18 protein-coding genes are annotated in these 21,819 nt (G+C 70.2%); 12 read left to right on the forward strand and 6 right to left on the reverse strand.

Annotation, left to right across the window (positions count from 1 at the left end):
• The first annotated feature begins 39 nt into the window (after positions 1-39).
• Positions 40-498 carry a hypothetical protein gene (locus OHA21_RS45325; protein WP_328466096.1) on the forward strand — a complete coding sequence of 153 codons (459 nt, stop codon included), beginning with the start codon at positions 40-42 and terminating at the stop codon, positions 496-498.
• Between the two features lie 65 nt (positions 499-563).
• Here OHA21_RS45325 and OHA21_RS45330 read toward each other — a convergent pair whose 3' ends face one another.
• Complete coding sequence (locus OHA21_RS45330) at positions 564-1,571, reverse strand: hypothetical protein (protein ID WP_328466098.1); 1,008 nt, start codon at positions 1,569-1,571, stop codon at positions 564-566.
• Between the two features lie 11 nt (positions 1,572-1,582).
• Entirely contained in the window at positions 1,583-2,290 is a 708-nt protein-coding gene (locus OHA21_RS45335) for a hypothetical protein (protein WP_328466100.1), read from the reverse strand.
• A 305-nt stretch (positions 2,291-2,595) separates the two neighbouring features.
• Between OHA21_RS45335 and OHA21_RS45340 the strand changes: the two genes are divergently transcribed.
• From OHA21_RS45340 to OHA21_RS45355, 4 genes are read left to right on the forward strand one after another with little or no spacing between them, the layout of a single operon-like run.
• A complete protein-coding gene (locus OHA21_RS45340; RefSeq protein ID WP_328466102.1) occupies positions 2,596-5,364 on the forward strand; it encodes a sensor histidine kinase in 2,769 nt (922 codons plus the stop codon).
• Complete coding sequence (locus OHA21_RS45345; RefSeq protein ID WP_196419524.1) at positions 5,361-5,783, forward strand: roadblock/LC7 domain-containing protein; 423 nt, start codon at positions 5,361-5,363, stop codon at positions 5,781-5,783. Before OHA21_RS45340 ends, OHA21_RS45345 begins: the two co-directional genes overlap by 4 nt.
• Complete coding sequence (locus tag OHA21_RS45350) at positions 5,773-6,159, forward strand: DUF742 domain-containing protein (protein ID WP_328466104.1); 387 nt, start codon at positions 5,773-5,775, stop codon at positions 6,157-6,159. The genes OHA21_RS45345 and OHA21_RS45350 overlap by 11 nt, the downstream gene beginning before the upstream one ends.
• Positions 6,140-6,739, forward strand: a complete 600-nt coding sequence (locus tag OHA21_RS45355; protein WP_328466106.1) for a GTP-binding protein — start codon at positions 6,140-6,142, stop codon at positions 6,737-6,739. The genes OHA21_RS45350 and OHA21_RS45355 overlap by 20 nt, the downstream gene beginning before the upstream one ends.
• A 14-nt stretch (positions 6,740-6,753) precedes the next feature.
• On the opposite strand, the gene OHA21_RS45360 is transcribed toward OHA21_RS45355, so the two are convergent.
• On the reverse strand, positions 6,754-7,803 hold the full coding sequence (locus tag OHA21_RS45360) for a LacI family DNA-binding transcriptional regulator (RefSeq protein ID WP_328478932.1): 1,050 nt from the start codon (positions 7,801-7,803) through the stop codon (positions 6,754-6,756).
• 161 nt (positions 7,804-7,964) lie between these two features.
• On the opposite strand from OHA21_RS45360, the gene OHA21_RS45365 reads away from it, so the two are divergent.
• Both OHA21_RS45365 and OHA21_RS45370 read left to right on the forward strand, forming a co-directional pair.
• Positions 7,965-9,023, forward strand: a complete 1,059-nt coding sequence (locus OHA21_RS45365; protein WP_328466108.1) for a lactonase family protein — start codon at positions 7,965-7,967, stop codon at positions 9,021-9,023.
• A gap of 365 nt (positions 9,024-9,388) precedes the next feature.
• The gene (locus tag OHA21_RS45370; protein WP_442875017.1) at positions 9,389-10,978 is read left to right on the forward strand and encodes a VWA domain-containing protein; all 1,590 of its coding nucleotides are present in this window, start codon (positions 9,389-9,391) and stop codon (positions 10,976-10,978) included.
• 58 nt (positions 10,979-11,036) lie between these two features.
• Here OHA21_RS45370 and OHA21_RS45375 read toward each other — a convergent pair whose 3' ends face one another.
• The gene (locus tag OHA21_RS45375) at positions 11,037-12,095 is read right to left on the reverse strand and encodes an ROK family protein (protein WP_442875018.1); all 1,059 of its coding nucleotides are present in this window, start codon (positions 12,093-12,095) and stop codon (positions 11,037-11,039) included.
• 139 nt (positions 12,096-12,234) lie between these two features.
• On the opposite strand from OHA21_RS45375, the gene xylA reads away from it, so the two are divergent.
• The 5 genes from xylA (at position 12,235) to OHA21_RS45400 (ending at position 19,499) form a co-directional block, all read left to right on the forward strand.
• Positions 12,235-13,422: a xylose isomerase gene (gene xylA, locus OHA21_RS45380; protein WP_328466112.1), complete on the forward strand. Its 1,188-nt coding sequence runs from the start codon at positions 12,235-12,237 to the stop codon at positions 13,420-13,422.
• A gap of 2 nt (positions 13,423-13,424) precedes the next feature.
• Entirely contained in the window at positions 13,425-14,825 is a 1,401-nt protein-coding gene (gene xylB / locus OHA21_RS45385) for a xylulokinase (protein ID WP_328466114.1), read from the forward strand.
• 149 nt (positions 14,826-14,974) lie between these two features.
• Complete coding sequence (locus tag OHA21_RS45390) at positions 14,975-16,405, forward strand: pectinesterase family protein (RefSeq protein ID WP_328466116.1); 1,431 nt, start codon at positions 14,975-14,977, stop codon at positions 16,403-16,405.
• A gap of 2 nt (positions 16,406-16,407) precedes the next feature.
• A complete protein-coding gene (locus tag OHA21_RS45395) occupies positions 16,408-17,871 on the forward strand; it encodes an RICIN domain-containing protein (protein ID WP_328466118.1) in 1,464 nt (487 codons plus the stop codon).
• Positions 17,872-18,032: 161 nt separating this feature from the next.
• Positions 18,033-19,499 (forward strand): MFS transporter, encoded by a 1,467-nt coding sequence (locus OHA21_RS45400; protein ID WP_328478936.1) that lies wholly within the window; start codon positions 18,033-18,035, stop codon positions 19,497-19,499.
• Here the strand turns inward: OHA21_RS45400 and OHA21_RS45405 are convergent.
• Both OHA21_RS45405 and OHA21_RS45410 read right to left on the reverse strand, forming a co-directional pair.
• Entirely contained in the window at positions 19,407-21,032 is a 1,626-nt protein-coding gene (locus OHA21_RS45405; RefSeq protein WP_328466120.1) for a glycoside hydrolase family 13 protein, read from the reverse strand. The two genes, OHA21_RS45400 and OHA21_RS45405, sit on opposite strands and share 93 nt — an antisense overlap.
• A gap of 28 nt (positions 21,033-21,060) precedes the next feature.
• A complete protein-coding gene (locus tag OHA21_RS45410) occupies positions 21,061-21,780 on the reverse strand; it encodes an HD domain-containing protein (protein ID WP_328466122.1) in 720 nt (239 codons plus the stop codon).
• Between the last annotated feature and the right edge of the window lie 39 nt (positions 21,781-21,819).

Below are 21,819 nucleotides of genomic sequence, written 5' to 3' on the forward strand. Positions count from 1 at the left end.
ACGCGCGACGATCGTCTCGGAAGCGGGGGGAGGGCGCTCATGGAACGGGGTCCGCTGGCGCTCTTCGGAGCCATTGTGGCGATCGGCGTCGGTCCCGCCCTGTGGCTCGGCGCCCAACTGGGCACGGTCGACCTCGCTCCGCCCGTGCAGCCGGCCACTGTCGGTGAGCAGCTTCCCGGCCCCGAATCACAGCTCGACCTCGACCTCGGTGGTGTCGGCGCGGGCGACCCGCAGGTCGATTCCGACCCGGTCACCGGGTACACGATCTCCCCGCTCAGCCCGCGGACCGTCGAGCCCACCACCGAGGCGCCGTTCACCCCGCCGGTCGAGGCCACCCGGGTGGTCCCGGTGAGCCCGTCGGTGTCGCCGTCGATCTCGTCTTCCGCGCCGGTCTCCGCCTCGCCGTCCGCAGACGACCCGGAGACCCCACCCACCGAGTCGACCGAGGATCCGGACCCGTCCTGGCCGCCGGTCGAGGAGACGCCGCCGCAGCTCTGACAGCGAAAGCTCTGACAGCAGAGAGGGAGGGAGGCCGCCCGGCTTCCCTCCCTCTCTCGGTGCTTTCAGAGGCCCAGCAGCCGGTCCAGGATGTCCCGGTAGCTGCGCAGCTCCACCCGGAGCGCCTCGGTGTCGTCGGTGCCCTTGGCCAGCGAGCCGCGCTGGTCGCGCAGGGCCTTGGTGAGCTTGTCGACCGCCTCGTCCACCAGGCCGGCCGCCTCCCCGGTGGCGCCCTTCGGGTCGTCGACGAAACGCAACTGCACGTCACGCCACCGCTCCCGCAGCGACTGGGTGTCAGCGGTCGGGAAGAAGGGTGCGGGGCCGGCCGTCGCCGCCGGCTTGGTGTCGGCCGGCGCGATCACCGCTGGTGTGGTCTCCGCCGGTGTGGTCTCCGCCGGCTTGTCGTCCTCGGCCCAGGCCTCGGCGATCTCTTCCCGGTCCGGGGTCCCGTCGTGATCCTTGTCGGTCTCGTGCCGGGCGTCCTCGGCCAGCTTCGGGTCGTCGAAGGTGCCCTTGTCCTCGAGCGCCAGATCGACTGCCGCGTCGTCGTCCTTGCGACTCGCGGCGCTGTCGGTGCGGTCGGTACGAACTGCGGCCGCCGCCGGGGTGTCGGTGTGGCCCACGGGCACGGCCGCGATGTCGTCGCCGGCGGCGCGGCTACCCAGCGGAACGGTCCGGTCGACATCATCCACCGCGTCGCTGGTCCGGTCGCGGGTCTCGTCGCGGGTGTCGTCGCTGTTCAGCGGGGCGGTCCGGTCGTCGGCCACGCCGGAGGCCGCGTCCGTGGTGCGGTCGGTGGCCCGGGAGGTGTCGTCGTACGGACCCGCCGCGGCCGACGCGGCGACCGCACCACCCACAGTGGACGCGCCGAACGCGGTCGGCTGCGGAGCGGGCTCGTGTGCCGGCGGCCGGTCGGTGCTGTCGGCGGGCCCGTGCTGCCACGGCGAACCAGCCCGTTGCTGCGGCACCGAAACCGGGTCGGACTGAACCGTATCGGTCTGTCCGGCGTCGGTCCGGTCGTCGGGGTCCCGCTCGTCAGCGTTGTCCTTGGCCTCGTTGGAGAAGAAGCGCATCGTGGAACTCCTCAGCGGCTGGTGGCGTCCGGGCGCGAGCGCGTGACGCCGGGTTCGGTGGCGGTGTCCTCAGTGTCGTCCACGGGGCGGCGGGGCGCAGGAGCCGTGGTGCCCTCCGCGACCCGGTCGTCGGCGTCGGAGGCAGCGGCGGTGGGAGCGGCCGGCGAGGTCGGCCGGGTGTGCGCCACCGGGTCCTCACCGAGCAGGTCGGCGAAGAGCGCCCGGTAGTGGACCAGCGCCTGGCGCAGGTCCTCGGTCTCGGCCTCGTCGTTCTTGCTGCGCCGGCTGATGTCGTGCGCGGCGCGGTAGTGCTCGAGGGTGGCGGCGTGCTCCACGGAGAGGTTGGCGAGACGCTCGTCGTAGTCGCCGGTGGGGTAGCCGCGCTCGGCGATCAGCCGGGTGACCAGCTCGTCGGCGGTTCCGACCGCTTCCTTCGGGTTGTCCACGAAGCGGATCTGGACCTCTTCCCAGGCGGCGGCGTACTTCGACCGCGACTCCGGCGAGAGGGGCTTGAGTTCGAGTTGCGCGTGCCGTTTGGTGCGCTCGAGCAGCTCGCGCTCCGCGTCGGTGCGGCTGCCGGTGTCGGCGACCACCCGGTCGTACTCGGGGCCGAACCTCTGCTGAAGCTTCCGGCGCCGCGCGATCCGGACACCGATGGCGATCGCGACCAGTAACAGTAGGACGACAACGATCAGGATGATGGTGGCGGTGGCGGACATCAGGTTCCTCCTTCTTCCACAGGAGGTATTCCCACTTGATACCGGACGCCAATCCCCTCACGCAGAGTCATCCCGGCCGGTGTGTCACATGGACGACCGTCTCACAAAAAGATCGGATGCCAATCTGCCAGGACAAACAGGATGGAAGCCCAGCATCCGATACGGCACGGAGCTAGCTGAGACGGACGTCATTACGTATTCTTCCGGAGCGCATGAGTCGGGCGGGACGGCCGTCGCTTTCTGATCGCCCGTCGCGGCCGGCCAGGCGTTGATCGTTTCCTACCGAACCCCTCGGGCGGAGCCTGATGAGAAGTCACAACTGGTCGATCCGTTCGAAGATCATCGCGATGGTCGCGGTGCCGCTCACGGCACTGCTCTCGCTCTGGATCTTCGCAACGGTGGTGACTTCCGGCCCAGCCCTGAACCTGCTGGAGGCCCGCGAGGCCGTGCACCGCCTCGGCAACCCGGGGCTGCAATTGATCATGCAGATGCAGCGGGAGCGCCATTTCTCCGCCGCCTACCTCGCCGTTCGCACTTCGACGTTGAACGATTTGACTCAGCAGCGGGCGGCGACCGATCAGGCGATCGCCGACTTCCGTACGTCGGTCAACGCGGCCGATCTGAACGAGACCGTCCGTGCCGAGGTCGCCGAGGTGGACGCCAAGATCAGCGCGCTGCCGCAGATCCGTGCCCGGATCGACGCCCGCGACATGGACGTGCTCGGCCAGATGGAGTACTTCAGCGGCGTGATCGACCTCGGCTTCGACGTCTCCCGGACGGCCGCGGTCTTCTTCAACGAGCGGGTCGACCGTGAGGTCCGCGGCGTGATCAGCGCCTTCCGCGGCCAGGAGTACCTGAGCCGCGCCGACGCGCTGATGGCCGCGGCTGCCGCGGCCGGCCGGATCGACAGCGTCTCGCGGACCGAGCTGATCGAGAGCCTCAGCACCTCGCGGTACCTGCTGGAGGCCGGGGTCAACGACATGCCGGTCTCGGTGCAGGGCGACTTCGCCGGCCTGCTGATGAGCCCGACCCTGCTCGAGCTGACCCGGATGCAGAGCCGGCTGATCGAGGACAGCTACATCGGCGGGCCGACGCCGATCTCGGGCGCCCAGTGGCAGCCCGTCTACGACAAGTCCACTCAGGATCTCACCGCTTTTCAGCTGCGCGCGGTCGAGCAGATCGCCGAGGACGCCACCCCGCTCGCCGCCAGCGTCCTGCTCTGGCTGGCGGTGGCCGGCCTGCTCGGACTGGCAGCCCTGGTCCTCTCGATCTTCGTCTCGGTCCGGTTCGGCCGCTCGATCGTCGGGCGCCTGATCCGGCTCCGGCGCGAGGCCCTGGAGATGGCGTCCGAGCGGCTGCCGTCGGTGGTCCGGCGGCTGCAGCGCGGCGAGGCCGTGGACGTCGAGGTGGAGACACCCCCGCTGGAGTACGGCCGGGACGAGATCGGCCAGCTCGGGCACGCCTTCAACGACGTGCAGCGTACGGCCGTGCAGTCCGCGGTCGAGGAGGCGAACGTCCGGCGCGGCATCAACGAGGTGTTCCTCAACATCGCCCGGCGCAGCCAGACCCTGTTGCACCGGCAGCTCTCCCTGCTGGACAGGATGGAGCGACGGGAGACCGAGCCGCAGGAGCTCGAGGACCTCTACCGGGTCGACCACCTCGCCACCCGGATGCGGCGGCACGCCGAGGACCTGGTCATCCTCGCCGGCGCGGCACCGGGCCGCGGCTGGCGCAACCCGGTGCCGGTGATCGACGTGGTCCGCGGCGCGATCAGTGAGGTGGAGGACTACAAGCGGGTCGACATCCGCTCGGTGCACTCCTCGGCGCTGGTCGGCCGCGCGGTCGGCGACGTGATCCACCTGCTCGCCGAGCTGATCGAGAACGCCGCGTCGTTCTCCCCGCCGCACACCCGGGTCCAGGTGGTCGGTCAGGTGCTGCCGAACGGGTACGCCCTGGAGATCGAGGACCGCGGGCTCGGCATGGCCCCGGAGGCGATCGAGGAGTTCAACCGCCGGCTCGCCGAGCCACCGGACTTCGATCCCACCGACAGCGCGCGGCTCGGTCTGTTCGTCGTCGCCCAGCTGGCGAACCGGCACCAGATCCGGGTGTCGCTGCGGGTCTCCGGGTACGGCGGCATCACCGCCATCGTGCTGATCCCGGCCGACCTGGTCACCGCCGCGCCCGGACCGGTCATGCCGGCGGGCCTCGGCGGCACCCGGGACCGGGGTCTGAACAGCCCGATCCTCGGGACCGGCAGCGAGGACCCGGCACGGAACTCGCTGGCCGCGCTGCAGTGGCAGGGGAACGAGGAGCTTCGGCAGGTCACGGTGGCCGGGCGGCGTACCGGGAACGACGGGTCGACCGCGACCGACCTGGTGCCCGAGCCGGCCGCTTCGGGCCCGACCGGCCTGCACCGCGCCACCGGTGAGATCAGCGGCCCCTCGCCGAGCACGGTCGCGTCCGAGTTGAGCGCCGAGGGCCTGGTCCAGCGACGGCGGGTCCGCCGGGGAAGCGAGCCGCAGCCCCTCGAGGTCACCCCGACCCTGGAACGGTCCGGTGAACCGGTGCCGCTCGACGCGGTTCCGGCGCCACGGTCCGTGCCGCGCAACTCGGCGCCGGCCGTTCCGATCTCTCCGGCGCCCGACCTCGCGGACCTCGCCGAGGAGATGCCGGACCTCGCGGAGTTCGACGAGTCGTCGGACGGACTGCCACGGCGGGTCCGCCAGGCCAACCTGGCGCCGCAGCTGCGCAAGCCGGTCGTGCAGCCGGAGTCGAGCGCGCCGGCGCGCTCGCCCGAGCAGGTCCGTTCACTGATGAGCGCCCTGCAACTCGGTACGACCCGGGGCCGCGTCGACGCGTCCCGGGCGGCCACCGGCGACACGCCGGCGATCCCGGGCAACGGACACACCGCGGAGCCCGCCGGGGCAACGATCTCCGATGCGGCTACCGTCAGCTTCCCGGCCCTCGTCGATGTGGTGGCACGGGAGAACGCACCATCCGGAACCGATGCGGGCGCGCCCGGCGACCGCGCCGCTGGTTCCGACGAGAATCTCAGGCTGGAGAAGGACGCATAGTGGCAACGACGAAGCAGAGCGCGAACCTCACCTGGCTCCTCGACGACCTGGTCGAACGGGTGCCAACCGCGCAGCAGGCGGTGGTCCTCTCGGCCGACGGGCTCATGCTGGGCTGTTCCGCGGCGATGAGCCGCGAGGACGCCGAACACCTGTCGGCCATGGCGGCCGGATTCCAGAGTCTGGCCAAGGGCGCGAGCCGGCACTTCCGGGCCGGTCAGGTACGCCAGACGGTGGTGGAGATGGAGGAGGCCTTCCTCTTCGTCACCGCCGCCGGGCAGGGCGCCTGTCTGGCCGTGCTCGCCTCCGCCGACGCCGACCTGGGCCTGATCGCCTACGAGATGGCGATGCTGGTCACCCGGGTGGGGCAGATCATGAGTGCGCCGGAGCGGACGGTCCTCGCACCGTCCGATGCCCTCTGAGCAGCCGGGTGTGACACACGACTGGCTGGACAACGACGCGGGGCCGGTGGTCCGCCCGTACGCGATGACCCAGGGCCGGGTCGCCCCGTCCGACGGCGACTTCGACCTGGTCGCGTTCGTCGTGGCCACGGTTCCCGACATGCCGCTCGGTCCACAGCTGCAACCTGAGCACCACGCCATCGTGGCTGCCGCGTGGGAGCCGATCTCCGTGGTTGAATTGGCGTCCCAACTGGACCTCTCCATCGGCGTGGTCCGCGTGTTCCTCGGTGACCTACGCTCAGCGGGCCTCATCTCGCTGTACGAACCTCCGGCGGCCACGCAGCCGCACGACGTCGACGTACTCAAGGCGGTTGTCAATGGACTCCGTGCGCTCTGACCGCAACGGCGGCTCCTCGCGCATCCCCGTCGCGCTCAAGATTCTGATCGCCGGCGGGTTCGGCGCGGGCAAGACGACGATGGTCGGGTCGGTCAGCGAGATCCGGCCGCTGCAGACCGAGGAGATCCTCACCGGCGCCGAGGGCGCCGACGACGTCTCCGGCGTGGAGGGCAAGACCACCACGACGGTGACCATGGACTTCGGGCGCATCACCATCACCGAGGACCTCCAGCTCTATCTGTTCGGCACGCCGGGCCAGGACCGGTTCTGGTTCCTCTGGGACGAGTTGTCGCAGGGCGCGCTCGGGGCCGTGGTGCTGGCCGACACCCGCCGGCTGGCCGACTGCTTCCCGTCGATCGACTACTTCGAGCAGCGCGGTACGCCGTTCGTCGTCGCGGTGAACTGCTTCGACACGCAGAACCGGTTCGCCCCGGAGGCGGTCGCCCGCGCCCTCGACCTGGACCCGGGTGTGCCGGTGGTGCTCTTCGACGCCCGTGACCAGGTCGCGGCCCGCAACGTGCTGATCGAACTGGTCGAGTACGTGGCCCGTCGCCAGCTGACCTCCGCCGGGCGGCGCTGAGCAGCGGGAACGGCTCAGGCCGGGGCCGGCCCGGTGCTGCCGCGGACCACCAGGGTCGCCGGCAGCAGGACGTGCGGCACCGGTCCGGCCCGGCCGGTCCGCGACCGGCGGATCGCCTCGGTCAGGGCGGCCGCCGCCACCCGGCCCTTCTCCTCGATGTCCTGGCGCACGGTGGTCAGGGCGGGCTGCACCCGGGTCGCCACCGGGCCGTCGTCGAAGCCCACCACCGACAGGTCGTCCGGCACCCGGAGGCCGAGGTCGTCGGCGGCCTGCAGCACCCCGACGGCGGTGAGGTCGGAGAAGCAGAGGACGGCGGTCGGCCGGTCGGTGCTGTCGAGCAGGGTGCGGGCGTCACGGCGTACGTCATCGGTCTGCTGGAAAGGGTGACGGATGACGGCCGTCTCGACCCCTGCGGGTGTCAGCGCGTCGAACCAGCCGAGCCGGCGCTGGCGTGAGGCGTGCCCGTCGACCAGCGCGGACAGGTCGGTGACCCGGCCGTGCGGACCGTGCAGCCCGTTCATGGCGATGGCGATCCGGCGGTGCCCGAGGTCGAGCAGGTGCTGCGCGGCCGCCCGGGCGCCCTCGCGGTCGGCGATGTTGACGCAGGCCACGTCGTCGGCCGGATCCTGATCGACGAAGACCATCGGGAGCCGGCGCCGGCGCAGCCAGGACACCGCGGGTGAGGTCGGGTCGCAGGAGTAGACGAGCGCCCCGTCGATCGCCACCTCCCGGGCCGGCACCAGCTCGCCGGAGCTGAACGAGCTGAGCAGGGTGAGGGCGAGCCCGGTCGGGGCGAACCCGTCCGCGATCGCGCCGAGGAAGCCGCCGGCCACCGGATCGGTGAAGGCGTAGCGCAGCGAGTCGGTGAGCAGGATGCCGACGGCGCCGGTGGTGCCCCTGGCCAGGGCCCGGGCGGTCGGATCGGGGCCGGCGTAGCCGAGCTCCTGCGCGGCGGCCAGGATCCGCTCGCGCAGGGCGGGGGAGAGCTGGTCGGGGCGGGAGAACGCGTTCGACACGGTCATCCGGCTCACGCCGACCCGGTCGGCGACGGTCTGCAGGGTCACCCTGGCCAACCGGTCACCGCCCCTCCGTGCCCCGAGGGATCGCCTCCCGCCGGACGGTGGCGGGAGGCGATCCATGGTTCGGGCAACGCGCTTTCTGTACCGGTACAGTAGTCACCCCCTCTGTACCGGTCAAGGAAAGCCGGCGGCCGTAGGATCAGCGCATGGGTTCGAGTGCTGAATACGTCTTCGTCGGTTGTTACACGGGTGAAAAGGGAGGCGAGGGCGACGGCATCACGCTGTTGCGGCGTGATCCAGCCACCGGTGAGCTGACCCGGCTCGGCCTCGCGGCCCGGACCCCGTCCCCGTCGTTCCTGGCCCAGCACCCCACCCTCCCGGTCCTGTACGCGGTGAACGAGCTCGACGACGGCACCGTCACCGCCTTCGCCGTGGCGCCGGACTGCTCGCTCATCCCGCTGGCGACCCAGCCGACCGGCGGCTCCGACCCCTGCCACCTGGCGGTCACCGGCGACGGGCGGCACCTGGTGGTGGCCAACTACGGCAGTGGCGCGGTCACCGTGTTCCCGCTGGACGCCGACGGGGTGCCTGGCGCGCGTACCGATCTGCTGACCCTGACCGGCTCCGGCCCGGACGCGGAGCGGCAGAGCGGCCCGCATGCCCACCAGGTGCTCCCGGACCCCAACGGCGCCGACGTGCTGATCTCCGACCTCGGTTCGGACCGGGTGTGGCGCTCCCGGCTGGACCCGGTCTCCGGCCGGCTGGGCCCCGCGGAGCCGGCGGTCGAGGCGAAACCCGGCACCGGCCCGCGGCACCTGGTGCGCTCCGGCGACGGTGCGCTGATCCTCGCCGGCGAGCTGGCCGCCAACCTGTCGTGGTACCGGCCGGCCGGCGGCCCCCGCCTCGAGCCGTACGGCGACGTCCCCGCCACCACGCTGCCCGGCCCGGCCCACCCGTCGGAGGTGGCGATCGGCCGGGACGGCCGTTTCGTGTACGTGGCGAATCGGGGACCGGACACCGTTTCCGCGTTCTCCTGGGACGGGAAATCGGCGATCCTGATCGCCGAGGTGCCCACCGGAGGAGTGTGGCCGAGGCATATGACCCTCATCGGGGATCACCTCTACGTAGCCAATCAGCAATCACACAACGTGACGGTTTTCCGCATCGATCCGGACACCGGAATTCCCGTTTCGCAAGGCGAACCGACCGGTGAACCGAGCCCCACCTGTCTGCTCAGGTGGAGCCCTTCGATGATCAGGCCATAGGCGAGTTCGGACAGGCTGGTACGTCCGTGATCTTTATGTCGAAATCCGGCGTCTCGGGCCCTTCTCTCGCCACTGGTTGAGACGGGCCCGTCACGCTGGGTATTTTCTAGATCGGGAACGGCCAATCTGAGTAATTTTCGTCCGAACGTATATGGCATTCAGCTTCTGACATGCGCACTATGGAGCGCGTGTCTGGCCGCCATCGTAGGAACTTCAACTCGAAGGGAGCCGGCGTCGTCGGAGGTGCGATGGCGATAGTCGTCGTGATTGCCGGGACGTGGCTCACCTATCAACAGTTCGCGGACTCCGGTTGTACCGGCTCTGTGCGACTGTCCGTATCCGCATCGCCGGAGATCGCTCCAGCTGTGAAGCAGGTTGCTGACCAGTGGAGCCAGAACGACGGCAACGTCGACGGCACCTGTGTCTTCGTCGACGTCGCCGCGCTGACCTCCGAAGCGGTCGCCGGTGCGGTCTCCCGTGAGCACTCGGTCTCCCTCGCCGGTCTGGCCCCAGCGGCCGACTCGGTCAAGGTGCCGGACGTCTGGATCTCGGACTCGTCGAGCTGGCTCCTGCGTCTGCGCAGTGAGGCCTCCGGCTTCGCGCCGACCAAGGTCACCTCGGTGGCGCAGAGCCCATTGGTCGTCGCCATGCCCGAGCCGATCGCTCAGAAGGTCGGCTGGCAGGGCAAGAAGCTGTCGTGGAAGAGCCTGCTGAGCCAGTTCAACTCGGCCACCCCGCTGCAGGTCGGCATCATCGACCCGTCCCGGGACGCGTCCGGACTGCTGAGCCTGGCCGCCATCAACGTGGCAGCCGCTTCCGAGAAGGACGGCGGCGAGAAGCGTGTCCAGGCGCTGCGTACGCTCGCCGAGCGCGACGCGAAGGTGCGGGCCGAGCTGCTGTCGAGCTTCCCGCGTGCGGCCACCGAGGAGGAGCTCGCCACCGGCCTCAGCGCCGCGCCGCTCTCCGAGGAGGCCGTGGTCACCTACAACGCCCAGCAGCCGCAGGTGCGGCTCAGCGCGCTGTACGTGGATCCCAGCCCGACGGCGCTCGACTACCCGTATTCGATCATGCCGCAGGTGGTCGACCAGCAGAAGACGGCTGCTGCGGAGGGGCTGCTGGGGCAACTGCTCAGCGCCGGCTCCAAGGACGCGCTGGGCTCCGCCGGTCTGCGCGCTCCCGACGGGACGTACGGCAGCACCTTCAAGGCGCCGGTCGGCGCCCCCGCCGCCTCGCCCGCGATCACCCCGTCGGCCAACAAGCCCGGCACCGGTGGTCTGGGCGCCGCCGGTGTGGACGGCGCGCTGCTGAGTGGTGTGGTCGGTTCCTGGATCGCCACCACCCTGCCCGGCCGGGCCCTGGCGGTCTTCGACGTCTCCGGCTCGATGGCCGAGGCGGTGCCGACCGCACCCGGGAACGCCAGCCGGGCCGAGGTCACGAAGGCGGCGGCGCGGTCTGGTCTGGCGCTCTTCGGTGACGACTGGCAGGTCGGCGTCTGGCGGTTCTCCACGAACCTGGACGGCACGAAGCCGTACAAGCAGGTCGAGCCGATTCAGCCGCTGGTCACCGCGCGCAACAAGCTCAGCCAGTCGATCGACGTGCTCAACCCGACCGACGGCGGAACCGGTCTCTACGACACGGTGCTCGCGGCGTACAAGCACGTGCAGAAGGGCCACCAGGCCGGCCGGATCAACTCGGTAATCCTCTTCACCGACGGCGAGGACGACAACGCGAACGGTCTGACCCGGGCGCAACTGCTGGCCGAGCTCAAGCGGATCCAGGACCCGAAGAAGCCGATCCGTCTGGTGCTGATCGGCATCGGCGACAAGGTCAACCCGGAAGAGCTGCGGGCCATCGAGGGCGCGGTCAAGGGCAGCGGTACCTTCTTCGCCCAGGACCCGACGAAGATCACTTCGATCTTCGCGCAGGCGATCGGTCAGCGCACCGGCGCCAGCTAGGTTCCAACGCGAGCAGAACAGCGGCCGCCGTCCTTGTGGGACGGCGGCCGCTGTGCGTTCAGCCGGCCCGGCGCAGCCAAGCGGCGGGATCGTCGCGTACGGCGCGGATCACGCTGTCCGCGGCTCCGCGCATCGCCGCGTCGGTGCCGAGCGTCGCCGCCCGCAGGGTCACCGGTGCCAGGCCGGCGGTCAGCACGCGGCGGCTCAGCTCGGCCTCGATCCCGTCGCGGAGCCGGGTGAAGTAGGGCGCGTACGCCCCGCCGAGCACGATCACCGGCACGTCGAGCAGGTTGACCACGGCGGCCAGGGCGATCCCGAGCGCCTGGGCGGCGAGGGGTTCGTCGGTGGTCAGGAGCTCCTGTCCCGCGTACTGCTCCAGGCAGCCGTTGGCGCCGCAGCGGCAGGGCCGGCCGTCGGGGAAGACGGTGACGTGCCCGATCTCGCCGCTCCAGCCCCGCACACCCCGGTAGAGGTCGCCGTCCAGGATCAGTCCGGCGCCGATACCGATTTCGCCGGACACGTACAGGAATGTCGGATCGCCGCCGGCCACCCGCAGTTCGCCCAGTGCGGCCAGGTTGGCCTCGTTGTCCACGGTGATCGGGAGCCCGGCCAGCTCGGGAGTGTGGTGCAGCTCGGCCGGTGCGTCGACGTCCTGCCAGCCGAGGTTGGGCGCCACCCGGACCAGCCCGCCCTCGGTGACCAGGCCGGGCACGGCCAGCGCGGCGCCGGCCACGGTCAGCCCGTCAGCCTCCGCGGCGAGCCGGGCCCGGGCGGCGAGCCTGCCGAGGGCGGCCAGGGACGCGGCGGCGCCGGCCGGGCGCTGGTCGGCGTGCTCGACGATGCGCTGGCGTACCTCGCCGGTCAGATCGACCACGCATGCGGCCAGATAGTCGACGTTGATCTCCAGACCAAGGCCGGCCGGGCCGGCCGAGGTGAGAGCGAGCCCGGCGGCGGGCCGGCCCGCGCCGGTGCGCGGCGCCGGGTCGTGCTCGGTGATCAGCCCACCGGCGATGAGGTCGTCGACCAGGGCCGAGACGGTTGCCCGGGTGAGCCCGGTGGCCGCGGCGATGGCTGCCCGAGATGGCCGATTCGCGCTGTTCGCCACGGTGTGCAGCACCAGCGCGAGATTATGGGCTCGCACGCTGGCCTGGCGCACTGGCGTCGTGGGGGCGCTCAACACGCCCTTGACAGTGCCACACGCGAGTCAAATAATTCAACCAATAAACAAATCCACCATGTTTCGTGGAGGTATCCCCGTGGCACTCCAGCCCACCCGCGACGACAAGTTCTCCTTCGGCCTCTGGACGGTCGGCTGGCAGGCCCGTGACCCGTTCGGTGACGCCACCCGCACCGCCCTCGACCCGATCGAGGCGGTGCACAAGCTCGCCGAGATCGGCGCCTACGGCATCACGTTCCACGACGACGACCTGGTGCCGTTCGGCGCTGACGCGCAGACCCGCGACGGCATCATCGCCGGCTTCAAGAAGGCGCTCGACGAGACCGGCCTGATCGTCCCGATGGTCACCACCAACCTGTTCACCCACCCGGTGTTCAAGGACGGCGGCTTCACCAGCAACGACCGCTCGGTCCGCCGCTACGCGCTGCGCAAGGTGCTGCGCCAGATGGACCTCGGCGCCGAGCTCGGCGCGAAGACGCTCGTGCTCTGGGGCGGCCGCGAGGGCTCTGAGTACGACTCGGCCAAGGACGTGCAGGCCGCGCTCGACCGCTACCGTGAGGCGCTCAACCTGCTCGCGCAGTATTCCGAGGACCGGGGTTACGGCCTTCGTTTCGCCATCGAGCCGAAGCCGAACGAGCCCCGCGGCGACATCCTGCTCCCGACCGCCGGGCACGCCATCGCCTTCACCCAGGAGCTGGACCGGCCCGAGCTGTTCGGCATCAACCCCGAGACCGGCCACGAGCAGATGTCGAACCTCAACTTCACCCAGGGCATCGCCCAGGCGCTGTGGCACGGCAAGCTCTTCCACATCGACCTGAACGGTCAGCACGGCCCGAAGTACGACCAGGACCTGGTCTTCGGCCACGGCGATCTGCTCAACGCGTTCTCGCTGGTCGACCTGCTGGAGAACGGCGGCGTCGACGGCGCCCCGGCGTATGACGGCCCGCGGCACTTCGACTACAAGCCGTCGCGCACCGAGGACTACGACGGCGTCTGGGAGTCGGCCAAGGCCAACATCCGGATGTACCTGCTGCTCAAGGAGCGGGCCAAGGCGTTCCGCGCCGACCCCGAGGTGCAGGAGGCGCTCGCCGCGTCCAAGGTCGCCGAGCTCGGCACGCCGACCCTCAACCCGGGCGAGACGTACGCCGACCTGCTCGCCGACCGCAGCGCGTTCGAGGACTACGACGCTGACGCCGCCGGCGCCCAGGGCTACGGCTTCGTCAAGCTCAACCAGCTCGCGATCGACCACCTCCTCGGGGCCCGGTAGCGATGTCTCTGGTAGCCGGGATCGACAGCTCGACCCAGTCCTGCAAGGTCGTGATCCGCGACGCCGAGACCGGCGAGCTGGTCCGGCAGGGCCGGGCGAGCCATCCGGACGGCACCGAGGTGCATCCGGACGCCTGGTGGGCCGCGCTGCAGTCGGCGATCGAGGAGGCCGGCGGCCTGGACGACGTGGCCGCCGCCTCGGTCGCCGGCCAGCAGCACGGCATGGTCGTGCTGGACGAGAACGGTGAGGTGGTCCGCCCGGCGCTGCTGTGGAACGACACGCGCAGCGCCGGCGCGGCCGCCGACCTGATCGATGAGCTGGGCGGCGGCGACAAGTGGGCGGAAGCGGTCGGCATCGTGCCGGTCGCCAGCTTCACCCTCACCAAGCTGCGCTGGCTGGCCCGCAACGAACCGTCGCAGGCCGCGAAAGTCGCTGCTGTCTGCCTGCCGCACGACTGGCTGACCTGGAAGTTATCAGGATCTACCGATATTTCGGACATCAAGACTGATCGCAGCGACGCCAGCGGCACCCTCTACTGGTCGGCCAAGACCAACGAGTACCGGCACGATCTGCTGGAACTCGGGTTCGGCCGGTCTTTGCAAACGCCCGAGGTGCTCGGCCCGACCGGCATCGCCGGCCGGCTGCCGAACGGCGCGCCGCTGGGACCGGGCGCCGGTGACAACGCGGCGGCCGCTCTCGGCACCGGCGCGCTGCCCGGCGACGTGATCGTCTCGATCGGCACCTCCGGCACGGTCTTCGTCTCCTCGGACGTCGCGCCGCAGGACCCGAGCGGCACGGTAGCCGGTTTCGCCGACACCACCGGCCGGTTCCTGCCGATCGTGGTCACGCTCAACGCGGCCCGGGTGCTCGACGCGGCGGCCAAGCTGCTCGGCGTCGGCCACGAGGAGCTGTCCCGGCTCGCGCTCACCGCTCCGGCGGGTGCGGACGGGCTGGTCCTGGTGCCGTACCTGGAGGGGGAGCGCACGCCGAACCGGCCGGACGCCACCGGCGCGATCCACGGGCTCACGCTGAAGACTTCGGACCCGGCCCACCTGGCCCGGGCCGCTGTCGAGGGCATGCTCTGCGCCCTGGCCGACGGTCTGGACGCGCTGGTCGCGAACGGCGCGGTGGCCAACCGGATCGTTCTGGTCGGCGGTGGGGCGCGCAGCGAGGCGGTCCGCCGCATTGCACCGGCGCTCTTCGGCAAGCCGGTCCTGGTGCCGCCGCCCGGTGAGTATGTCGCCGACGGTGCGGCCCGGCAGGCTGCGTGGGTCACCCTGGGTGGGGACGCTCCGCCTGCGTGGTCGGCGGAAACCCCGGCCCTGTACGAGGACGCGAGCGTCCCGCTCATCCGGGAGCAGTACGCCGCCGCGCAGAACGCGGTGATCGACCGGACTCGCTGAGTTCCGGCTGTCGGGGACGGCTCTGCGGGGCCGTCCCCAACTTTTTCCGGCTTTTCTTGTTGTCTGCTCCGCACCGCGGCATCTACCTACCTGCACAGGAAGACCGGCCATCCCCGGGCCGGCATCCCCGCAGGTAAGGAAGGACCGCAGTGGCAGAGAGAAGATCCCGCAAGCGGACGCTGTTCGGTCTGGTGGCCGCGCTCGTCGTGCCGGCCGGGCTCGTCGGCTACTCGATGTTGCCGTCGAGCGCGGCGGCCGCCCCGACGGCCGGTAACACGTATCAGCTCATCGTGAAGAAGAGCGGGAAGTGCATCGACGTGCCGGCCGCGTCGAAGGACAACGGCGCCCTGTTGCAGCAGTGGGGTTGTACCGCGAACTCGGCGTGGCAGCAGTTCAAGCTGGTGGCGTCGGGCAGCAACTTCCTGCTGCAGAACGTGAACAGCGGCAAGTGCATCGACGTGCCGGCCGGTTCGAAGACCTCGGGTCAGCAGTTGCAGCAGTGGGGTTGTGTCGGTTCGCAGACCAACCAGCAGTGGAAGGTCGCGGCCTCGGGCACCGACACGTTCCAGATCATCAACATCAACAGTGGTCTGTGCATCTCGGACCAGCGCGCGTCGACCGCCAACGGCGCGGCGATCATCCAGGAGACCTGCACCGCCAACTCCAACAAGCAGTGGACGTTCACCCAGGTCTCGGGTGGCACCACCGGCTCGTTCACGGTTGCGGCCGACGGCACCGGGACCTACAAGACCGTGCAGGCGGCGATCGACGCTGTTCCGGCGAACAACACGGCCCGCCGGACGATCACCATCAAGCCCGGCACCTACCGCGAGATCGTGACCGTCCCGTCGAACAAGCCGTTCGTCACGCTCCAGGGCGGCGGCGACTCGGCCGACGACGTGGTGATCGTCAACAACCGCAGCAGCGCCGGTGGTTACGGCACCTCGGGCAGCGCCACCTTCTTCGCCAATGGCAAGGAATTGGTCGCCGCCAACCTGACCATCTCGAACGACTACGGCGAAGGCAGCCAGGCGGTGGCCGCGAACCTGGGCGGCGACAAGCTGGTCTTCGACAACGTGCGTTTCCTCGGCGCCCAGGACACGCTCCTGGTCAACAGCGGCCGCACGTACGTCAAGAACTCCTACGTCGAGGGCACGGTCGACTTCATCTTCGGCGCGGGCACCGCGGTCTTCAACGCGACGAAGATCTACCAGAAGCGGAGCAGCGGCGGCCCGATCACGGCGGCCCGGACCGACCCGGGAAACGCGTACGGCTTCCTGATCTACAAGAGCACGGTGACCGGCGCGACCAACAACACCACCCAGCTCGGCCGCCCGTGGGGGCCGAACGCGCAGGTGCTGTTCCGGGAGACCAGCCTGAGCGCCACCATCAAGACCGCCCAGCCGTGGACCGACATGTCCTCGAACTCGTGGAAGAACGCCCGGTTCCTGGAGTACAAGAACACCGGTTCCGGCGCGACGACCAACAGCAACCGGCCGCAGCTGAGTGACTCGCAGGCCGCCAACTACACCCCGCAGAAGTACCTCGCGGGCTCGGACAACTGGAACCCGGTGGGTTGATCATGGCCATCTCGAAGCACAAGAAGCGCGCCGCTCTGGCAGCCGTCGTCCTGGCCGTGCCGGCCGCGTTCGTCGGCTACTCGGTGCTCCCGTCGAGCGCGGCGGCCGCCCCGACGGCCGGTAACACGTATCAGCTCATCGTGAAGAAGAGCGGGAAGTGCATCGACGTGCCGGCCGCGTCGAAGGACAACGGCGCCCTGTTGCAGCAGTGGGGTTGTACCGCGAACTCGGCGTGGCAGCAGTTCAAGCTGGTGGCGTCGGGCAGCAACTTCCTGCTGCAGAACGTGAACAGCGGCAAGTGCATCGACGTGCCTGCCGGTTCGAAGACTTCCGGGCAGCAGTTGCAGCAGTGGGGTTGTGTCGGTTCGCAGACCAACCAGCAGTGGAAGGTCGCGGCCTCGGGCACCGACACGTTCCAGATCATCAACGTCAACAGTGGTCTGTGCGTCTCGGACCAGGGCGCGTCGACCGCCAACGGCGCGGCGATCATCCAGGAGACCTGCACCGCCAACTCCAACAAGCAGTGGACGTTCACCCAGGTGAGCGGTGGCAGCAGCAGCGGCGACCGGACTTGGCCGGCCACTCCGGACGGTTTCGCCTCGACCGGCGGCGGCACCACGGGCGGCGCGGCAGGCACCACGGTCACCGTGAAGACCCTGGCCGACCTGACCAGGTACGTCACGGCCACCGAGCCGTACGTGATCAAGGTGGCCGGCGCGATCACGATCACCCCGAAGGGCACCGAGCTCAAGGTCAAGTCGAACAAGACCATCGTCGGTGTCGGCACCACCGGTGAGATCGTCGGTGGCGGCTTCTTCCTCGGCACGGGCGTCAAGAACGTCATCATCCGGAACCTCACCATCCGGGACACCCAGATGACCGAGGACGACCCGGACGACAAGGAATTCGACTACGACGGCATCCAGATGGACACCGCGGACCACATCTGGATCGACCACTGCAAGATCACCCGGATGAACGACGGCATGATCGACAGCCGGAAGGACACCACCTACCTGACCGTGTCCTGGAACGTCCTGGACACCGGCAACAAGGCGTTCGGCATTGGCTGGACCGAGAACGTGACGTCGCGGATGACGATCCACCACAACTGGATCAAGAACACCGCGCAGCGGAACCCGAGCACGGACAACGTGGCCTTCGCCCACCTCTACAACAACTACCTGCAGAACATCACTTCGTACGGCAACCTGTCGCGCGGCGGCACGAAGATGGTTCTGGAGAACAGCTACTTCGACAAGGTGGCGAACCCGTACTACAACGACACGTCGGCCGCCCAGCTCAAGCAGAGCGGCAGCATCGTGAAGAACTCGACGGGCAAGCAGCAGACCAACGGGTCCGCGTTCGACCCGAAGAGCTTCTACTCGTACACCCTGGACGCGGCGGCGGACGTTCCCGCGCTGCTCGCGAAGTACGCCGGGCCGCAGGCCAACATCGGTAACTGAACCACCGAGTCACACAGACCCGCGGGGGAACGGGAAGAGGGCGGCGCTGTCTGGGGGCAGCGCCGCCCGCTCGTTCACCGGCACAACCTCGTCACACCGCCCGGTGCGGGGTGGCTGTCAGCGCGCCGGGCGTCCGGGATGCGGATAGCCTCTAGCGCGTGATGAGCAAGGGCGGGACCGTGCACCGCGTCTACAGCGTGGTGGTCTTCGTGATCCTGGCCGCGCTCGACAACGTCGCGATCGGCATCGTCCCGCCGCTGTACAGCAGCATCGGCATCAGCCTGGGCGTCGGTGAGGGACACATCGCCCTCGCGACCACGGCCATGTTCCTCATCAGCGCGGTCGCGGCGATCGGTTTCGCGTACCTCGGTGATCGCACCGACCGCAAACCGGTCCTGGTGGCCGGCACCGCGATCTGGGTGGCCGGGACCGCCTGGTCCGGCCTGGCCGAAAGCTATCCGGCGTTCCTCTCCGCGCAGGTGCTCGCGGCGTTCGGGCTCGGCGGCGTGGCCTCGGTGAGCTTCGCCGTGGTCAGCGACCTGATCTCGCCGAAGCGCCGGGGCCTGGTGATGAGTTTCTGGGGTCTGTCGCAGGGCGTGGGCACGCTGGCCGGCACGCTGGTCGGCGGCATCCTCGGGCACGAGGACTGGCGGCGTCCGTTCCTGATCACCGCGGCGGCCGGCGTGCTGGCCACCCTCGCCTACCTGTTCACCTACAACGTGCCGCGCGGGGACAGCCAGCCCGAGCTGGCCGGGGTCGAGTACGACGAGCGGATCCGCCACGAGGACATCCCGGTCATCCTGAAGCGGCGCACCAACATCTGGCTGATCCTGCAGGGCGGCACCGCGCAGATCGCGTTCGGCTCGCTGGTGTGGCTGCCGATCCTGTTCCGCGCCCGAGCCGAGGACCAGGGGTATTCTCCGGCCACCGCGGTGCTGATCGGCAGCGTCTTCGCGACGGTCTTCCAGCTCGGGGCGGCGCTGTCCATCCTCGGCGGACTGGCCGGCGACCGGCTGCAACGGCGTACCCCGCGGGGCCGTGCCCTGGTGGCAGCGGTCGGCGTGCTCGCCGCCGTGCCGTTCTACGTGGTCCTGTTCTTCGTCCCGATGAAGATCACTGTGCCGGACGGCGGCGGGACCGGCACGATCATCCGTGGCGTGCTGACCAACGTGGTGACCGAGCCGACCGTGGCGGCGTGCCTGGCCATCGCCGTGTTCGCACTGATGCTGACCTCGGCGAACTCGCCGAACTGGTTCGCGATGATCGCCGACGTGAACCCGCCGCAGCACCGCGGCACCGTCTACAGCCTCGGCAACCTGGTCAACGGGGTCGGCCGGGCCGGCGGCAACGCGCTGGTCGGAGTGGCTTTCCGGGGCCTCTCCGGCGCGTTCCCGCCGCCGCTGAACTACGCCGTCGGGCTGGCCGCGTTCCAGTTCTTCTTCGTGCCGACCGGCATCATGTACTGGCTGGCCAGCAGGACGGTCGCGAGGGACATGGAACGGACCCACGCCGACCTGCTGGCCGCCGCTGTCGCGTCAGAGCACCGCCCACACGGTGACGTCGGTGGGGACCCGGCCGTCGGCGTCCAGGGGCTCGCTGCTCAGCAGGACCCGGGCACCGGCCGGTAGCGCCACCGGCTCGGCGCCGAAGTTGGTCACCACGACCAGGCCGTCGTTGCGGAAGGCGAGCGAGTCCGGGCTGCTCTCGAGCCAGGCCAGCGTGCCGCCGCCGAGGCCGTGCTCACGCCGGGCCTGCAGCGCCGCCCGGTACAGCTCGTACGTCGAGCCCGGCACGTCGACCTGACGGTCCAGGGCGTACTCGGCCCAGATCGCCGGTTGCGGCAGCCAGCTCGCGTCCGCCGGGCCGAAACCGTACGACGGAGCGTCCGCCTCCCACGGGATCGGAACCCGGCAGCCGTCGCGTCCCCGCTCGGCGTGCCCGGACCGTTCCCAGGCCGGGTCCTGCCGGTACTCGTCGGGCAGCGTGGTGTGCTCCGGCAACCCCAGCTCCTCGCCCTGATACAGGTACGCCGAGCCGGGCAGGGCCAGCATCAGCAGCGAGGCCGCGCGGGCCCGGCGCAGACCGAGGCCGGTGTCCGGCTGCGGGTCCTCGGCGCCGATGCCGGGACGTCGTCCCTCACCGACCGGGTAGCCCAGCCGGGAGGCGTGCCGGACCACGTCGTGGTTGGAGAGCACCCAGGTGGTGGTCGCGCCGACCGTCTCGTTCGCGGCCAGCGAGGAGTCGATCACCTCCCGCAGCGGCGCCGGCGACCAGGGCGCTTCCAGGTACGGGAAGTTGAACGCCTGGTGCATCTCGTCCGGCCGCACGTACCGGGCCAGCCGCTCCTCGGGCTGCACCCAGGCCTCGGCGACCAGGATCCGGCCGCCCGGGTACTCGTCCAGCACGGCCCGCCAGGACCGGTAGATCTCGTGCACGCCCTCCTGGTCCCACATCGGCGGGGGCGGCCCGACCGAGTCCAGGCCGCCCAGGATCACCGACGGTGCGGTCCAGTCGGTGAGCTCGGCGTCCTTGATCAGGCCGTGCGCCACGTCCACCCGGAAACCGTCGACCCCGCGGTCCAGCCAGAACCGCAGGATGTCCAGGAACTCGGCGCGTACCTCGGGGTGGTCCCAGTTGAGGTCGGGCTGCGAGACGTCGAACAGGTGCAGGTACCACTGGCCGTCCGGCAGCCGTTCCCAGGCGGAGCCGCCGAAGACGCTCTGCCAGGAGTTGGGCGGCTCCGAGCCGTCGGCGCCCTTGCCGTCGCGGAAGATGTACCGTTCCCGCTCGGGGCTGCCCGGCGCCGCCTCGAGGGCGGCCCGGAACCAGACGTGCTCGCTGGACGTGTGGTTCGGCACCAGGTCCACGATGACCTTGAGGCCTAGGTCGTGCGCGGTGCCGATCAGCTTGTCGGCGTCGCCGAGCGAGCCGAACCGCGGGTCGACGCCCCGGTAGTCGGCCACGTCGTACCCGGCGTCGTGCTGCGGGCTGGGGTAGAAGGGCGAGAGCCACACGGCGTCGACGCCGAGATCGCGGAGCTGCGGCAGGCGCGCGGTGATGCCGGGCAGGTCACCCATGCCGTCGCCGTCACCGTCGGCGAACGAGCGTGGGTAGATCTGGTAGATGACGGCGTCGCGCCACCAGGCGTCTGTGGGAGGCATGAACCCCAGCGTATGACCGGCTCCGTCCTCAGTCGTCGAGGATGGCCGCGAAACGCTCCTCGGCGAGGTCGAGCTGGTCCAGGATGTGCTCCTTGGCCTGGGTCGACAGCGGCGTGTCCGGGCGGCCCACGAGTTCCCGCAGTTTGGGCACGAGCGGCCGATACTTCGTCGCGGACCGGTGCGCCTTGTCGATGGTGGTGTGGATGACCCCCACCCCGTTGTCGGTGAAGTCCGAGATCTTGATCACGCGGGCCCACGGATCCCGTTCCAGGTTCTCCGCGACGTGTTCCCGGTACTGCTCGTGCCGGTCCCGCTCCGGGTCGTACTCCGGGTTGGTGACCGAGCGGACCAGCTCGGCGACCCGCGGGTTGAACCGGCGCGCCAGCTCGGCCACGGCGGCCTCGGTGGCCTCCGGGTACGGCCGGTCCGGGTCGCATCCGCCCAGCTCGGCCGGGTGGTCTTCGACGGCGTCGTGCAGCAGCGCCGCGGTCAGCACGTCGACGTCCCGGACGCCGTAGTAGCGGATGATCCGGATCGCCACCCGGAGCAGGTGGTTCAGGTACGGCTCGCGGACCCGGCGGTCCTCGGCGTGCAGCGTGGACGCCAGCTCGAGCGCCTCGGTGAGCTGCTTGCGCTCGTCGGCGGGGAAGGACTCCAGTTCCAGGACGAGTCGTTCGCGTAGGCCCGCCTCGCCGTACACCTCCGTGATCGCGTGCAGTGGCATCGAGAGCAGCAACCGTGGTGCCATGCCGATCAGATATACCGGATCACGGTCGGATATGGGTTT

The organism is Actinoplanes sp. NBC_00393, assembly GCF_036053395.1.
GTDB lineage: Bacteria > Actinomycetota > Actinomycetes > Mycobacteriales > Micromonosporaceae > Actinoplanes.

Coding starts and splice junctions, on each gene's coding strand:
- OHA21_RS45325 (WP_328466096.1), top strand. CDS start 40: ATGGAACGGGGTCCGCTGGCGCTCTTCGGAGCCATTGTGGCGATCGGC.
- OHA21_RS45330 (WP_328466098.1), bottom strand. CDS start 1,571: ATGCGCTTCTTCTCCAACGAGGCCAAGGACAACGCTGACGAGCGGGAC.
- OHA21_RS45335 (WP_328466100.1), bottom strand. CDS start 2,290: ATGTCCGCCACCGCCACCATCATCCTGATCGTTGTCGTCCTACTGTTA.
- OHA21_RS45340 (WP_328466102.1), top strand. CDS start 2,596: ATGAGAAGTCACAACTGGTCGATCCGTTCGAAGATCATCGCGATGGTC.
- OHA21_RS45350 (WP_328466104.1), top strand. CDS start 5,773: ATGCCCTCTGAGCAGCCGGGTGTGACACACGACTGGCTGGACAACGAC.
- OHA21_RS45355 (WP_328466106.1), top strand. CDS start 6,140: ATGGACTCCGTGCGCTCTGACCGCAACGGCGGCTCCTCGCGCATCCCC.
- OHA21_RS45365 (WP_328466108.1), top strand. CDS start 7,965: ATGGGTTCGAGTGCTGAATACGTCTTCGTCGGTTGTTACACGGGTGAA.
- xylB (WP_328466114.1), top strand. CDS start 13,425: ATGTCTCTGGTAGCCGGGATCGACAGCTCGACCCAGTCCTGCAAGGTC.
- OHA21_RS45395 (WP_328466118.1), top strand. CDS start 16,408: ATGGCCATCTCGAAGCACAAGAAGCGCGCCGCTCTGGCAGCCGTCGTC.
- OHA21_RS45400 (WP_328478936.1), top strand. CDS start 18,033: ATGAGCAAGGGCGGGACCGTGCACCGCGTCTACAGCGTGGTGGTCTTC.
- OHA21_RS45405 (WP_328466120.1), bottom strand. CDS start 21,032: ATGCCTCCCACAGACGCCTGGTGGCGCGACGCCGTCATCTACCAGATC.
- OHA21_RS45410 (WP_328466122.1), bottom strand. CDS start 21,780: ATGGCACCACGGTTGCTGCTCTCGATGCCACTGCACGCGATCACGGAG.